This is a genomic window from Citrobacter sp. CK191 (genome assembly GCF_030333435.1).
Taxonomy (GTDB): domain Bacteria; phylum Pseudomonadota; class Gammaproteobacteria; order Enterobacterales; family Enterobacteriaceae; genus Citrobacter_B; species Citrobacter_B koseri.
Genome location: NZ_JAOWFX010000030.1, coordinates 21,260 through 37,300 on the forward strand (window position 1 = coordinate 21,260; position 16,041 = coordinate 37,300).

At 55.7% G+C, this 16,041-nt stretch carries 12 protein-coding genes; 10 read left to right on the forward strand and 2 right to left on the reverse strand.

Going from position 1 to position 16,041, the window contains the following annotated elements; translation table 11 throughout:
* Positions 1-75 precede the first annotated feature (75 nt).
* The gene (gene acuI, locus OGV82_RS09545; RefSeq protein WP_047460914.1) at positions 76-1,050 is read right to left on the reverse strand and encodes an acrylyl-CoA reductase (NADPH); all 975 of its coding nucleotides are present in this window, start codon (positions 1,048-1,050) and stop codon (positions 76-78) included.
* Between the two features lie 203 nt (positions 1,051-1,253).
* Between acuI and csrD the strand changes: the two genes are divergently transcribed.
* From csrD to tldD, 8 genes are all read left to right on the forward strand, one after another.
* Positions 1,254-3,194: an RNase E specificity factor CsrD gene (csrD, locus tag OGV82_RS09550; RefSeq protein ID WP_047460917.1), complete on the forward strand. Its 1,941-nt coding sequence runs from the start codon at positions 1,254-1,256 to the stop codon at positions 3,192-3,194.
* Positions 3,195-3,501: 307 nt separating this feature from the next.
* Positions 3,502-4,545, forward strand: coding sequence for a rod shape-determining protein MreB (gene mreB, locus OGV82_RS09555; RefSeq protein WP_000913396.1), 1,044 nt, complete (start codon positions 3,502-3,504; stop codon positions 4,543-4,545).
* A gap of 64 nt (positions 4,546-4,609) precedes the next feature.
* Positions 4,610-5,629 carry a rod shape-determining protein MreC gene (gene mreC / locus OGV82_RS09560; RefSeq protein ID WP_012135384.1) on the forward strand — a complete coding sequence of 340 codons (1,020 nt, stop codon included), beginning with the start codon at positions 4,610-4,612 and terminating at the stop codon, positions 5,627-5,629.
* The gene (gene mreD, locus OGV82_RS09565) at positions 5,629-6,117 is read left to right on the forward strand and encodes a rod shape-determining protein MreD (protein ID WP_012135383.1); all 489 of its coding nucleotides are present in this window, start codon (positions 5,629-5,631) and stop codon (positions 6,115-6,117) included. The genes mreC and mreD overlap by 1 nt, the downstream gene beginning before the upstream one ends.
* Positions 6,118-6,125: 8 nt before the next feature.
* Positions 6,126-6,719, forward strand: coding sequence for a Maf family protein (locus OGV82_RS09570; protein ID WP_047460920.1), 594 nt, complete (start codon positions 6,126-6,128; stop codon positions 6,717-6,719).
* Positions 6,709-8,178 carry a ribonuclease G gene (rng, locus tag OGV82_RS09575; RefSeq protein WP_101744384.1) on the forward strand — a complete coding sequence of 490 codons (1,470 nt, stop codon included), beginning with the start codon at positions 6,709-6,711 and terminating at the stop codon, positions 8,176-8,178. Before OGV82_RS09570 ends, rng begins: the two co-directional genes overlap by 11 nt.
* A 67-nt stretch (positions 8,179-8,245) precedes the next feature.
* The gene (gene yhdP / locus OGV82_RS09580) at positions 8,246-12,046 is read left to right on the forward strand and encodes an AsmA2 domain-containing protein YhdP (protein WP_047460923.1); all 3,801 of its coding nucleotides are present in this window, start codon (positions 8,246-8,248) and stop codon (positions 12,044-12,046) included.
* Between the two features lie 185 nt (positions 12,047-12,231).
* Positions 12,232-13,677 carry a metalloprotease TldD gene (tldD, locus tag OGV82_RS09585; RefSeq protein WP_047460926.1) on the forward strand — a complete coding sequence of 482 codons (1,446 nt, stop codon included), beginning with the start codon at positions 12,232-12,234 and terminating at the stop codon, positions 13,675-13,677.
* 102 nt (positions 13,678-13,779) lie between these two features.
* Here the strand turns inward: tldD and aaeR are convergent, their stop codons facing one another.
* Positions 13,780-14,709 carry an HTH-type transcriptional activator AaeR gene (gene aaeR, locus OGV82_RS09590; protein ID WP_047460928.1) on the reverse strand — a complete coding sequence of 310 codons (930 nt, stop codon included), beginning with the start codon at positions 14,707-14,709 and terminating at the stop codon, positions 13,780-13,782.
* Between the two features lie 183 nt (positions 14,710-14,892).
* Between aaeR and aaeX the strand changes: the two genes are divergently transcribed.
* Together aaeX and aaeA are read left to right on the forward strand one after the other, a co-directional pair.
* Positions 14,893-15,096 (forward strand): p-hydroxybenzoic acid efflux pump operon protein AaeX, encoded by a 204-nt coding sequence (gene aaeX / locus OGV82_RS09595; RefSeq protein WP_000051840.1) that lies wholly within the window; start codon positions 14,893-14,895, stop codon positions 15,094-15,096.
* A gap of 7 nt (positions 15,097-15,103) precedes the next feature.
* Positions 15,104-16,036 (forward strand): p-hydroxybenzoic acid efflux pump subunit AaeA, encoded by a 933-nt coding sequence (gene aaeA / locus OGV82_RS09600; RefSeq protein ID WP_012135375.1) that lies wholly within the window; start codon positions 15,104-15,106, stop codon positions 16,034-16,036.
* Positions 16,037-16,041 lie beyond the last annotated feature (5 nt).

Genomic DNA, 16,041 nt, shown 5'->3' on the forward strand with positions numbered 1-16,041 from the left:
CATCCTCCGTCATGCGTTTTTTTAAGCATGACGGAGGCGAAACGTTAACGCGAATATGTCACGAAAATTTGAAGATTAGGCAATCTTCACCAGCGTACGGCCCTGTGCCTGGTTATTGATGATGGCATCGGCGAATTTTGGCGCGTCTGCCAGCGTGATTTCTGTTGCAGCCTGCGCATAGAAAGAGGCTGGCAGGTCGTTGACCAGGCGTTTCCAGGCTTCTGCGCGGCGGGCAGGCGGAGTCATCACGGAATCCACGCCCTGCAAGCGGACATTACGCAGAATAAACGGCATGACCGTGGTGGGGAGCGCGAAGCCGCCCGCCAGACCACAGGCCGCAACGCAGCCGCCGTAGTTCATCTGCGCCAGCACTTTCGCCAGCACTTTATCGCCAACGGTGTCGATGGCCCCGGCCCAGAGTTGTTTCTCCAGCGGGCGGGATTCGGCAAACTCATCGCGCCCCAGAATGCGGTTGGCACCCAGGCTACGCAGGTAGTCGTGGGTGCTTTCGCGTCCTGACACGGCCACAACCTGGTAGCCCAGCTTATGCAGCAACGCAACGGCAGTGCTGCCCACGCCGCCGCTGGCGCCGGTCACGACAATCTCGCCATCTTCAGGGCGAATGCCCGCGTCTTCCAGCGCCATCACGCACAGCATGGCGGTAAAACCGGCGGTGCCGATAATCATCGCATTTCGGCTATCAAGACCTTTCGGGAGAGCAACCAGCCAGTCGCCTTTTACGCGGGCGCGCTCAGCCAGACCGCCCCAGTGGTTTTCGCCTACGCCCCAGCCGGTCAGTAAAACTTCCTGACCGGCATGGAAGCGGGGATCTTCACTGGCGCGTACGGTTCCGGCGAAATCGATGCCAGGAATCATCGGAAAGTTACGGATGATTTTCCCTTTCCCGGTGATGGCCAGAGCATCTTTATAGTTCAGGCTGGACCAGTGGACATCTACCGTTACATCCCCTTCCGGTAGCCGACTTTCTTCAAGGGTCTGAACGGAAGCAAGGGTTTTACCGTCCTGCTGTTCTAAGATCAAAGCCTGCATAACCTGTCCTCAATTTGCATAGTGGATTGGAAAAATATTTATGAAGACTATACTCGCTAATCAAAACGTGATGCCGATTCAACGCAATAAATTGCCAGATAGACCTGATTTGGTAGTATGCCCGCTTAGCTGTGCAATTTAACGGACTTCGCGTTCAGAGTTGCTCTTTCATGTCGTTTATAACTGTCGGAGTTAACACACGGATGCGATTAACGACGAAATTCTCAGCCTTTGTCACGCTGCTTACCGGGTTAACGATTTTCGTTACGCTCATCGGCTGCTCGCTGAGTTTTTACAATGCCATCGAGAATAAATTCACCAGCCGCATTCAGGCGGTCGCCACCGCTATTGACACGCATCTTGTCTCCTCTGATTTTGTCACGCTAACGCCGCAGATTAATGAACTGATGGTATCGGTCGATATCGTGCGCGTCGATTTGTTGCAGGATGGCCGCCAGGTGTATAGCCATTCGCGCAACAGCAGCTATCGGCCAGCGGGAAGCAACAACCTGTATCGTGAGCTGACGATTCCGCTGGTAAAACATCCCGGCACCTCGCTGCATGTGGTGTTTCAGGACCCGATGGGCAACTATTTTCACTCGCTCGTGACCACCGCGCCGCTCACGCTGGCGATCGGCTTTATCGTTCTCATCCTGTTCTTATCGGTACGCTGGCTACAGCGCCAACTGTCCGGGCAGGAGCTGCTGGAAATTCGTGCAACGCGTATTCTGAACGGCGAGCGCGGGCCGAATGCGCGAGGGTCGGTCTATGAATGGCCCGCGCGCACCAGCAGCGCGTTGGATATGCTGCTGTCTGAAATTCAGTTTGCCAGCGAACAGCGCAGCCGTTTGGATACGCTTATCCGTTCTTATGCGGCGCAGGATGTCAAAACCGGGCTGGGCAATCGCCTGTTTTTTGATAACCAACTGGCGACGCTGCTGGAAGATCAGGAAAAAGTGGGATCGCATGGCGTGGTGATGATGATCCGCCTGCCAGACTTTAACCTGCTTCACGACAGCTGGGGGCGCGATCTCGCGGAAGAACAGCTGTTTGCGCTGATTAATCTGCTGTCGACATTTATTATGCGCTACCCGGGTTCGCTGCTGGCGCGCTACCACCGCAGCGACTTTGCCGTCCTGTTGCCGCACCGCACATTGAAAGAAGCGGAGAGCATCGCCGGGCAGTTATTAAAAGCGGTAGATGCATTACCGGTTAATAAAAAGCTCGATCGTGACGATATGGTACATATCGGCATTTGCGCATGGCGTAGCGGTCAGTCAACGGAGCAGGTGATGGAACATGCCGAAGCCGCGACCCGAAATGCCGTGTTGCAGGGAGGGAACAGCTGGGCGGTGTATGACGATTCGCTGCCGGAAAAAGGCCGAGGCAACGTACGCTGGCGCACCCTTATTGAGCAGATGCTCAGCCGGGGCGGGCCGCGGATTTATCAGAAACCGGCGGTAATGCGTGAAGGACGCGTACACCACCGGGAGCTGATGTGCCGTATCTTTGACGGCGCCGAAGAGGTGATTTCGGCGGAATACATGCCGATGGTATTGCAGTTCGGTTTATCGGAAGAGTATGACCGCTTACAAATTAGCCGTTTGATCCCGCTGCTGAAATACTGGCCGGAGGAAAATCTGGCGATGCAGGTAACGGTAGAATCGTTGATCCGCCCACGGTTTCAGCGCTGGCTGCGTGATACGTTGATGCAGTGCGAAAAATCGCAGCGAAAACGTATTATTTTTGAACTTGCCGAGGCAGATGTTTGTCAACACATCAGTCGGTTACAGCCTGTTATTCGTTTAATGAATGCGCTTGGCGTTCGGATCGCGGTGACACAGGCGGGTTTGACGCTGGTGAGTACCAGCTGGATTAAAGAACTTAATGTGGAATTACTGAAACTTCATCCGAGTCTGGTAAGAAACATTGAGAAACGAACGGAAAACCAGTTGCTGGTACAGAGCCTGGTGGAAGCCTGCACGGGAACGCATACGCAGGTTTACGCGACAGGCGTCCGTTCGCGTAGCGAGTGGCATACGCTGACGGGGCGCGGAGTGGCGGGCGGACAGGGGGATTTTTTTGCCTCCTCCCAACCACTTGACACCAACGTGAAAAAATATTCGCAAAGATACTCGGTTTAACCTGCCGTTTAATTTGTTTTCACGTAGAATAACGCGCGCTGTGCCTCATGGGGGTGTGCTTGTCTGCTCGCCAGATTGTTGCAGCAAATATGCAGGTAAACGACCTTTTACAGGTTGCAAATGAAGGCCAGGATTGCTGCTGATGTATTCAGTTCTGATGGACCCAGACAGAGATTTGTAACAAAGGAAACGTACTGCGCTAATTTTCACCGTAGCAGATGATTTTTGCGCCTTGTCGCTGCTGCGTGTGGTTGGTAAAGTAAGCGGATTTTGTTTTCCGCCCCAGCTTTCAGGATTATCCCTTAGTATGTTGAAAAAATTTCGTGGCATGTTTTCCAATGACCTGTCCATTGACCTGGGTACTGCGAATACCCTCATTTACGTAAAAGGACAAGGCATCGTATTGAATGAGCCTTCCGTTGTGGCCATTCGTCAGGATCGTGCCGGTTCACCGAAAAGCGTGGCCGCAGTAGGTCATGATGCGAAGCAGATGCTGGGTCGTACGCCGGGCAATATCGCTGCTATTCGCCCGATGAAAGACGGCGTTATCGCTGACTTCTTCGTGACTGAAAAAATGCTCCAGCACTTCATCAAACAAGTGCACAGCAACAGCTTTATGCGTCCAAGCCCTCGTGTGCTGGTGTGTGTACCGGTAGGAGCGACCCAGGTAGAGCGTCGTGCGATTCGTGAATCCGCACAGGGCGCTGGCGCTCGTGAAGTGTTCCTGATCGAAGAACCGATGGCTGCGGCAATCGGCGCCGGTCTGCCGGTGTCTGAAGCAACCGGTTCAATGGTTGTCGATATCGGTGGCGGTACGACGGAAGTGGCCGTTATCTCTCTGAATGGCGTGGTTTACTCTTCTTCTGTGCGTATTGGCGGCGACCGCTTCGACGAAGCGATCATCAATTATGTGCGCCGTAACTACGGTTCTCTGATCGGCGAAGCGACCGCAGAACGTATCAAACACGAAATCGGTTCTGCGTATCCGGGCGACGAAGTGCGTGAAATCGAAGTTCGCGGGCGTAACCTGGCGGAAGGCGTTCCACGCGGCTTTACCCTGAACTCCAACGAGATTCTGGAAGCGTTGCAGGAGCCGCTGACCGGTATTGTGAGCGCGGTGATGGTTGCGCTGGAACAGTGCCCGCCGGAACTGGCGTCTGATATCTCCGAGCGCGGTATGGTGCTCACGGGCGGCGGCGCGCTGCTGCGTAACCTTGATCGTCTGTTAATGGAAGAAACCGGCATTCCTGTCGTTGTTGCTGAAGATCCGCTGACCTGCGTGGCGCGCGGCGGCGGCAAGGCGCTGGAAATGATCGATATGCACGGCGGCGACCTGTTCAGCGAAGAGTAATCGGATACCGGCAGGGTGATGGTTTGATTACCCTGCCGACTCTGATACGAGAATACGCAAACTTATGAAGCCAATTTTTAGCCGTGGCCCGTCGCTACAGATTCGCCTTATTCTGGCGGTGCTGGTGGCGCTCGGCGTGATTATAGCCGACAGCCGTCTGGGGACGTTCAGCCAAATCCGCACGTACATGGATACCGCCGTCAGCCCTTTCTACTTTATTTCCAATGGTCCCCGTGAATTACTCGACGGCGTGTCGCAAACGCTGGCTTCGCGTGACCAACTCGAACTTGAAAACCGGGCGCTGCGCCAGGAACTGTTGCTGAAAAACAGCGAATTGCTGATGCTGGGGCAATACAAACAGGAGAACGCGCGTTTGCGCGAGCTGCTGGGTTCGCCGCTGCGTCAGGACGAACAAAAAATGGTGACTCAGGTCATCTCCACGGTTAACGATCCTTACAGCGATCAGGTGGTGATCGACAAAGGAAGCGTGAACGGTGTCTATGAGGGGCAACCGGTCATCAGCGACAAAGGCGTAGTGGGCCAGGTCGTTGCGGTGGCGAAACTGACCAGCCGCGTTCTGCTTATTTGCGATGCGACACATGCGTTGCCGATTCAGGTGCTGCGTAACGATATCCGCGTCATTGCCGCCGGTAACGGCTGCACGGACGATTTACAGCTTGAGCATTTACCGGCAAACACCGACATTCGCGTTGGCGATGTGCTGGTAACGTCGGGTCTGGGCGGCCGTTTCCCGGAAGGGTATCCGGTGGGCGTGGTTTCGTCCGTCAAGCTGGACACCCAACGTGCTTACACCGTGATTCAGGCGCGTCCGACTGCGGGTTTACAGCGTTTGCGTTATCTGCTGCTGCTGTGGGGAGCCGATCGCAACGGCGCTAATCCGATGACGCCGGAAGATGTGCATCGCGTCGCTAACGAACGACTGATGCAGATGATGCCGCAGGTTCTGCCTTCGCCAGATGCGATGGGGCCGCCAGCGCCAATGCCGGACCCTGCCACGGGGATTAGCCCGGCGCCTGCCGCGCCTCAACAACCGTCGGCTACGCGCGCAACGGGGGGGCAATAGTGGCAAGTTATCGTAGCCAGGGTCGCTGGGTTATCTGGCTCTCGTTTCTTATTGCGCTATTGCTGCAAATCATGCCCTGGCCGGATGACATCATCGTTTTCCGGCCAAACTGGGTGCTCCTTATCTTGCTGTACTGGATACTCGCACTGCCGCACCGCGTAAATGTGGGTACAGGTTTTGTGATGGGTGCCATACTGGATCTGATCAGCGGCTCCACGCTTGGCGTGCGGGCCTTGTCGATGAGTATCATTGCTTATCTGGTTGCACTGAAATTCCAGCTATTCCGTAACCTGGCGCTCTGGCAACAGGCGCTGGTGGTGATATTGCTCTCACTGGTCGTGGACATTATTGTTTTCTGGGCCGAGTTTTTAGTGATCAACGTCTCTTTCAGACCGGAAGTATTCTGGAGTAGTGTAGTAAACGGTGTGCTCTGGCCCTGGCTTTTCCTGCTGATGCGCAAAGTGCGCCAGCAGTTTGCTGTGCAGTAAAGGTTTCTATGACTGACGTTTATCTTGCTTCCGGTTCACCTCGCCGCCAGGAGCTGCTTGCGCAGCTGGGCGTCTCTTTTGCACGTATCGTTACGGGAATTGAAGAAACGCGTGGCGAAGGCGAAAGCGCGCAACAGTATGTCTTCCGTCTGGCGCGGGAAAAGGCGCTGGCAGGCGTGGCGCAAACGGCGCGCGACTTGCCGGTGCTGGGCGCCGATACTATCGTGATTCTTAACGGTGAAGTGCTGGAGAAACCGCGCGATGCAGAACACGCGGCGCATATGCTGCGCAAACTGTCGGGGCAGACGCATCAGGTGATGACGGCCGTCGCGCTGGCGGACAGCCAGTACGTGCTGGATTGTCTGGTGGTGACGGAGGTGACGTTCAGAACACTGAGTGATGAGGACATCGCGGGCTATGTCGCCAGCGGTGAGCCTATGGATAAAGCTGGAGCATACGGTATTCAGGGGCAGGGTGGCTGTTTTGTCAGGAAGATAAACGGCAGCTATCACGCCGTGGTCGGCTTACCGCTGGTTGAAACGTATGAGTTGCTGAGCAATTTTAACGCACTGCGTGAGAAAAGGGATAAACATGACGGCTGAATTGTTGGTAAACGTAACGCCATCGGAAACACGCGTGGCGTACATTGATGGCGGTATTCTTCAGGAAATTCATATTGAGCGTGAAGCGCGACGAGGCATCGTAGGCAATATCTACAAAGGCCGTGTAAGCCGTGTACTTCCGGGTATGCAGGCGGCTTTTGTAGATATTGGACTGGAGAAAGCCGCGTTTCTTCATGCTTCAGACATTATGCCGCATACCGAATGCGTGGCGGGTGAAGAACAAAAGAACTTCACCGTACGCGACATCTCTGAGCTGGTGCGTCAGGGGCAGGATCTGATGGTGCAGGTGGTAAAAGATCCGCTTGGCACCAAAGGCGCGCGCCTGACGACGGACATCACGCTGCCTTCCCGCTACCTCGTCTTTATGCCCGGCGCGTCGCACGTTGGCGTTTCTCAGCGTATTGAAAGCGAAACCGAACGTGAACGCCTGAAGAAGGTGGTGGCGGAGTATTGCGACGAGCAGGGCGGATTTATCATCCGTACGGCGGCGGAAGGGGTGTGCGAAGAGGATCTGGCGTCGGACGCCGCTTACCTCAAACGCGTCTGGACGAAAGTCATAGAGCGTAAAAAGCGGCCGCAAACGCGCTATCAGATGTACGGCGAACTGGCGCTGGCGCAGCGCGTACTGCGTGATTTTGCCGATGCCGAGCTGGACAGAATCCGCGTGGATTCGCGTCTGACGTACGAGGCATTGCTGGAATTTACCGCGGAATATATCCCTGAGATGACCAGCAAGCTCGAACACTACAGCGGCCATCAGCCGATTTTCGATCTCTTTGATGTTGAAAATGAGATTCAGCGCGCGCTGGAACGCAAGGTGGAGCTGAAATCCGGCGGTTATCTGATTATCGATCAAACCGAAGCCATGACCACCGTTGATATCAATACCGGGGCGTTTGTTGGGCACCGTAATCTCGATGACACGATCTTCAATACCAATATTGAGGCGACGCAGGCGATTGCGCGGCAGCTGCGTCTGCGCAATCTGGGCGGTATCATCATCATCGATTTTATCGACATGAATAATGAAGATCATCGCCGTCGGGTACTGCATTCTCTGGAGCAGGCGCTGAGCAAAGATCGCGTGAAAACCAGCATCAACGGCTTTTCGCAACTGGGTCTGGTAGAGATGACCCGCAAGCGTACCCGCGAAAGCGTGGAACATGTGCTATGCAATGAATGTCCAACGTGTCATGGACGCGGTACGGTGAAAACGGTGGAAACCGTCTGCTATGAAATTATGCGTGAAATCGTGCGTGTGCATCATGCCTACGACTCCGATCGTTTCCTCGTTTATGCCTCTCCGGCGGTGGCGGAAACGTTAAAAGGCGAAGAGTCGCACGCGCTGGCAGAGGTGGAAATTTTTGTCGGCAAGCAAGTTAAAGTCCAGATTGAACCGCTCTATAACCAGGAGCAATTTGACGTCGTAATGATGTAAAAGACCGCCGTTTCCAGGCCGGATAACGGGTTTGTGAGTCACATTTTTGGCAGACAAGGAGAGACGCGTGAGGCGATTGCCGGGGATATTACTGCTCACTGGAGCCGCGCTCGTCGTCGTCGTTGCGCTGCTGATCAGTGGATTGCGCCTTGCGCTCCCCCATCTGGATAGCTGGCGTCCGGCGATCCTCAGCAAAATTGAATCTGCCACGGGTATTCCTGTTGCCGCCAGCCAGTTGCATGCGAACTGGCAAACCTTTGGCCCCACGCTTGAAGCCCGGGACATCCATGCCAGTTTGAAAGATGGCGGCGAGCTTTCAGTAAAGCGCGTCACGCTGGCGCTGGATGTCTGGCAAAGCCTGTTGCATATGCGCTGGCAGTTTCGCGATCTCACCTTCTGGCAACTGCACATCCGCACCAATACGCCGATCCAACGCAGCGACAGCGACGAAGGCATTGAAACCAACCGTATTAGCGATCTTTTCCTGCGTCAGTTTGATCACTTCGATCTCCGGGACAGCCAAATTAGCTTTCTGACCTTATCAGGCCAGCGAGCCGAACTGGCGATCCCGCAGCTTACCTGGTTGAACGGCAAAGACAGGCACCGCGCGGAAGGTCAGGTCAGTCTCTCCAGCCTGACCGGGCAGCATGGCGTGATGCAGGTTCGTATGGATCTGCGTGACGACGACGGGCTGCTGAACAACGGTCGGGTCTGGCTACAGGCCGACGATATTGACGTGAAGCCGTGGCTGGGCAAATGGATGCAGGATAACGTGGCGCTGCAAACCGCGCGCTTTAGCCTGGAAGGCTGGATGACGCTCACGAAAGGCGAAGTCTCCAGCGGCGATATCTGGCTTAAACAGGGCGGCGCGAGCTGGCAGGGCGATAATCATTCGCACACGCTTTCCGTTGATAACCTGACCGCGCACATTACGCGCGAACAGCCGGGCTGGCAGTTTTATATTCCTGACACGCGTATCACGCTGGATAGCAAACCCTGGCCGCGCGGCGCGTTAACGCTGGCCTGGGTGCCGGAACAAGAGGTTGGCGGTCAGAACAACATACGCAGCGATGAATTGCGTATTCGCGCCAGCAACCTTGAACTGGCCGATATGGACGGGCTGCGTCCGGTGGCGGCGAAACTCTCGCCTGCGCTGGGCGACATCTGGCAGGCCACACAGCCACGCGGAAAAATAGACACTCTCGCGCTGGATATCCCGCTACAGGCGACGGAGAAAACGCGTTTCCAGGCGTCGTGGGATAACCTCGCCTGGAAGCAGTGGAAGCTCTTACCGGGCGCGGAACACTTCTCCGGCACCTTGTCCGGCAGCGTGGAAAACGGCGCGCTGACCGCCTCGATGCAGCAGGCCGAAATGCCGTATGAAACCGTCTTTCGCGCACCGCTGGAAATTGAAAGCGGCGTGGCGACGCTCACCTGGCTGAAGAATGACAAAGGGTTTCAGCTGGACGGGCGCAACATCGACGTGAAAGCGAAAGCCGTACATGCGCGCGGCGGTTTTCGTTATCTGCAACCCGCCGGAGAGGAGCCCTGGCTGGGGATTCTGGCGGGGATCAGCACCGATGACGGTTCACAGGCCTGGCGTTATTTCCCGGAAAACCTGATGGGCAAAGAGCTGGTTGATTACCTTAGCGGCGCGATTCAGGGCGGCGAAGCGGATAACGCCACGCTGGTGTATGGCGGCAATCCACATCTTTTCCCCTACAAACATAATGAAGGTCAGTTTGAAGTGCTGGTGCCGCTGCGTAACGCGAAGTTTGCTTTCCAGCCTGACTGGCCCGCTCTGACCGACCTCAACATTGAGCTGGACTTCCTGAACGATGGCCTGTGGATGAAGGCGGATAGCGTCAATCTGGGCGGTGTTAAGGCCAGCAATCTGACCGCGATCATCCCGGACTATGCCAAAGAAAAGCTGCTGATTGATGCCGATATCAATGGGCCGGGTAAAGCGGTCGGCCCGTATTTTGACGACACGCCGCTGAAGGATTCTCTCGGCGCCACGCTGGAGCAACTCCAGATTGACGGCGATGTGAATGCTCGCTTACATCTTGATATTCCGCTGGATGGCGAGCTGGTCACCGCCAAAGGGGACGTCTTGCTGCGTAATAATAGTTTGTTCATTAAGCCGCTCGACAGTACGCTGAAGAACCTGAGCGGTAAGTTCAGCTTCAACAACGGCAATCTTAAGAGCGAACCGTTAACGGCAAACTGGTTTAATCAGCCGTTGAACGTGGATTTCTCCACCAATGAAGGGGAAAAGGCCTATCAGGTCAACGTCAACCTTAACGGCAACTGGCAGCCGGGCCGTATGGGCGTGCTACCTGCGCAGGTGAACGATGCTATAAGCGGCGGTATGGCGTGGAACGGTAAAGTGGGCATCGCGCTTCCTTATCACTCTGGTGCGACATACAACGTAGAGCTGAAAGGCGACCTGAAGAATGTGAGCAGTCACTTACCGTCACCGCTCGACAAGCAGGCCGGGGAATCCTTGCCGGTGAGCATTAAGGCCGACGGTAACTTGCGTGGCTTCGCGCTGACCGGCAGCGCCGGGAAAAATAATCACTTTAACAGCCGCTGGCTGCTGAATCAGAAACTGACGCTGGATCGGGCGATCTGGACGACGGATAGCCGCACCACGCCGACATTGCCTGACCGACAAGGCGTTGAGCTTAATCTTCCGGCAATGGATGGCGCAGAGTGGCTGGCGCTGTTCCAGAAAGGCGCGGCGGATAACGTTGGCGCAAAGACCAGTTTGCCGCAGCGCGTGACGCTACGAACGCCTTCGCTGTCGCTGGGCGGGCAACAGTGGAATAACCTGAGCATTGTCTCTGAGCCGTCGCTGAGTGGTCAGAAGGTCGAAGCGCAGGGGCGCGAGGTTAACGCCACGCTGGCGATACGCAATAATGCCCCGTGGCAGGCGAACATCAAATACCTGTATTACAACCCGAGCGCGGCGAAGCGTACAGACGGCGCGCAGGCGACCTCGCCGTTCTCCTCCCTTGAGCGAGTCAGTTTCCGCGGCTGGCCTGATGTGCAGTTACGCTGCGTCGAATGCTGGCTGTGGGGGCAAAAATATGGGCGTATTGACGGCGACGTCGCGATTCAGGGAAATACGCTGACCCTGAGTAACGGGCTGCTGGATACGGGCTTCTCCCGGCTGACGGCTGAGGGTGTCTGGGTGAACACGCCGGGTAGCGAGCGCACGTCGCTGAAGGGGAAACTGCGCGGCCATAAAATTGATGCCGCAGCGGGATTCTTTGGCGTTTCGACCCCCATCCGCAACGCCTCGTTTAACGTGGACTATGACTTACACTGGCGTAACCTGCCCTGGCAGCCGGATGAGGCTTCCCTTAATGGTATTTTACGTACCCGCCTGGGGAAAGGTGAAATTACCGAGCTGAGCACCGGTCATGCGGGGCAGCTTCTGCGTCTGCTGAGCTTTGACGCACTGCTGCGTAAGCTGCGTTTTGATTTTAGCGATACGTTCAGCGACGGTTTCTACTTTGACTCTATTCGCAGTACGGCGTGGATCAAAGACGGCGTGATGCACACTGACGATACGCTGGTGGATGGGCTGGAGGCCGACATCGCCATGAAAGGTTCTGTCAATCTGGTGCGTCGGGAACTCGATATTGAAGCCGTCGTCGCACCGGAAATCTCCGCCACGGTAGGGGTTGCCGCCGCGTTTGCGGTGAACCCGATTGTCGGGGCGGCGGTATTTGCCGCGAGTAAAGTGTTGGGGCCGTTGTGGAGCAAAGTCTCCATTCTGCGCTATCGCATCACGGGCCCGGTAGACAAACCGCAGATTAACGAAGTCCTGCGCCAGCCGCGTAAAGAAAGCCAGCAATGATTTGACGGGGGCGAGTAATTGCCCCAATCTCAGTAAATAGAAATGAATGACGAACTGCAAAAGCCGGATGGCGCTGCGCTTATCCGGCCTACATAACTTCTACCGCAGTCCGGTATTGAAGCGCCTGATGGCGACGCAGGCGCGTCTTATCAGGCCTACAACAGTAACTAACGAGTAGCAAAACGATGAGTCTGAACCTGGTAAGTGAACAATTGCTAGCGGCTAACGGCCTGAACCATCAGGATTTGTTTGCCATTCTGGGCCAACTGGCCGAACGCCGTCTCGATTACGGCGATCTCTATTTTCAGTCGAGCTATCACGAATCCTGGGTTTTAGAAGATCGCATCATCAAAGATGGTTCTTACAACATCGATCAGGGCGTTGGCGTGCGCGCTATCAACGGTGAAAAAACAGGGTTTGCCTATGCCGATCAGATCAGCCTGCAAGCGCTGGAGCAGAGCGCGCAGGCCGCGCGTACCATTGTGCGCGACAGCGGCGACGGCAAAGTAAAAACACTGGGCGCGGTGGAGCACCCGATGCTCTATACCGCCATTGATCCGCTACAGAGCATGAGCCGCGAAGAGAAACTCGACATTCTGCGTCGCGTGGACAAGGCGGCGCGTGAAGCCGACAAGCGCGTACAGGAAGTGACGGCCAGCCTGACCGGCGTGTATGAGCTGATTCTGGTGGCAGCGACCGATGGTACGCTGGCGGCGGATGTGCGCCCGCTGGTGCGTCTGTCTGTCAGCGTGCAGGTAGAGGAAGACGGTAAACGCGAGCGCGGCTCCAGCGGCGGCGGCGGTCGTTTTGGCTATGACTTTTTCTTAGGCGATTTGGACGGTGAAGTACGCGCCGATGCCTGGGCGAAAGAGGCAGTGCGCATGGCGCTGGTGAATCTGTCGGCGGTTGCCGCTCCGGCGGGAACATTACCCGTTGTGCTGGGCGCGGGCTGGCCTGGCGTGCTGCTGCACGAAGCGGTAGGCCACGGACTGGAAGGGGATTTCAACCGTCGCGGTACGTCGGTGTTCAGCGGCCATATCGGTGAACTGGTCGCGTCTGAACTGTGTACCGTGGTTGATGACGGCACGATCGCCGATCGCCGTGGTTCGGTCGCCATTGATGATGAAGGTACGCCGGGCCAGTACAACGTGTTGATTGAAAACGGCATCCTGAAAGGGTACATGCAGGATAAACTCAACGCGCGTCTGATGGGCGTTGCGCCGACCGGTAACGGACGTCGTGAATCATATGCGCATCTGCCGATGCCGCGTATGACCAACACCTATATGCTGGCCGGGAAATCCACGCCGCAGGAGATTATCGAGTCTGTGGAATACGGTATCTATGCGCCTAACTTTGGCGGCGGGCAGGTGGATATCACTTCCGGGAAATTTGTGTTCTCGACTTCAGAAGCGTACCTGATCGAAAACGGTAAGGTGACGAAACCCGTGAAAGGGGCGACGCTGATTGGTTCTGGTATCGAAGCGATGCAGCAGATCTCTATGGTCGGGAACGATCTGAAACTGGATAACGGCGTTGGCGTCTGCGGTAAAGAAGGGCAGAGTCTGCCGGTAGGCGTGGGCCAGCCGACGTTAAAAGTGGATAACCTGACCGTGGGCGGCACCGCGTAAAGTCGTTTTGTAGGCCCGATACGCCATTGCGTTATCGGGCATTTTGCCGGATGCGGCGTGAACGCCTTATCCGGCCTGCCTGTTCTACAGGCGGGCTGCTGATCACTTCTCTTTTCCCCGACCGTACATTCCCTGAAATAACTGCGCGACATCGACAAAATAGTCTGTCAGATAGTTAATCACCACCTGCACCTTCAGCGGCAACTTATCTTTTTCGGTATACAGCGCGTAAACCGGGCGTGGATCGGACTGGTAGCGGGGCAGCAGGATCTCCAGATCTCCGCTGTTGATCTCATTGATCACCCACATCAACGGAACGTAGGCGATCCCGGCGCCTGCGGTCAGCCAGCGGCTGAGCGTCATCGGATCGTTGGTGACGAAGCGCCCTTGTGGGATCAGCCGGGTGGAGATCCCTTCCGGCGCAATCAACTCAAACTCGTTATCCGGGCGCACGCTGTATTCCAGCCATGAGTGATTGCTGAGGTCAGCGGGTTTTTCCGGCACGCCAAATTGCGCGAGATAACTTTTGGCGGCGCACACCACCATCGGCATTGCCCCCAGACGGCGTGAAAACAGGCTGGAGTCCTGCAACGCACCGACGCGAATCACCACGTCCAGACCATCGGCGATCAGGTCCGGCGCCGGGATGCCGGTCACCAGGTTAACCGTCAGGCCAGGGTACTCTTTCAGCATTTTGGCTGTTAACCCGGCGAGGACATTTTGTGCCATGGTTGAAGAACAACCAATTCGCAGGGTGCCGATAGGCGTGTTGTTGAAGGCATAAAGCTGCTCATGGACATCCTGCACTTCGTGCAGCATCCGACGGCAACCCTGATAATAAATTTTACCGGCCTCGGTCAGCCCAATGCTGCGCGTACTGCGGTTTAGCAGCTTAACCTGTAGCTCATCTTCCAGTTTTGCCACGGTCTGGCTGATAGAGGAAACGCTCATTTGTAGCTGTCTGGCAGCGGCGGTAAAGGAGCCAAATTCAACGACTTTGGCGAACACCGACATGCGTTTTAATCTTTCCATTATTCACTCTGGCTTAAAAGTGATTTAGATCACATATTATAGATAACAGCATAACAGTTACGTTAATATATTATTATTCAAATAACCGCTATGCCGCTCTCGCCTGGCTTTCCACGCCCTTCCCTGCGGTGGCATTGGCTGAAAACTGTATCGCCTGCACTCTCTTTATAAATCAAGGTCAACATGAGTCTGTTTCCCGTTATCGTGGTGTTTGGTCTCTCCTTCCCACCGATATTTTTCGAATTGCTTTTGTCACTGGCGATTTTCTGGCTGGTGCGCCGGATGCTGGTTCCAACCGGCATTTATGACTTCGTCTGGCATCCGGCTCTGTTTAATACCGCGCTGTATTGCTGCCTGTTCTATTTAATATCGCGCTTGTTCGTTTGAGGTAGAAGTGAAAACACTAACAAGAAAACTCTCTCGTACGGCCATCACGCTCGTACTGGTCATTCTGGCCTTCATCGCAATTTTCCGTGCCTGGGTCTATTACACCGAGTCGCCGTGGACGCGTGACGCGCGCTTCAGCGCCGACGTGGTTGCCATTGCGCCAGACGTCGCAGGCCTTATCACCAACGTGAGTGTGCATGATAACCAGCTGGTGAAGAAAGACCAGATACTGTTCACCATCGATCAGCCGCGCTATAAAAAAGCCCTCGAAGAAGCGGAAGCTGACGTTGCCTACTACCAGGTGCTGGCACAGGAAAAACGTCAGGAGGCTGGCCGCCGTAACCGCCTTGGCGTCCAGGCGATGTCGCGTGAAGAGATCGATCAGGCCAATAACGTTCTGCAAACCGTATTACATCAGCTTGCCAAAGCGCAGGCGACGCGCGATCTGGCAAAATTAGACCTCGAACGTACCGTGATTCGCGCCCCTGCTGACGGTTGGGTCACCAACCTGAACGTCTACACCGGCGAGTTTATTACCCGCGGCTCAACGGCGGTTGCGTTGGTGAAACAGCACTCTTTCTACGTGCTGGCCTATATGGAAGAGACCAAACTGGAAGGCGTCCGTCCAGGCTATCGCGCAGAGATAACGCCGCTTGGCAGTAACAAAGTGTTGAAAGGCACCGTTGACAGCGTGGCGGCTGGGGTCACTAACGCCAGCAGCACGCGTGACGCCAAAGGGATGGCGACCATCGACTCCAATCTGGAGTGGGTACGTCTGGCGCAGCGTGTTCCGGTACGTATCCGTCTGGACGATCAGCAGGACAACCTGTGGCCTGCCGGGACAACCGCAACCGTTGTGATTACCGGCAAGCAGGATCGAGATGAAACGCAGGACTCCTTCTTCCGTAAAATGGCGCACCGTCTGCGCGAGTTTGGTTAATCACC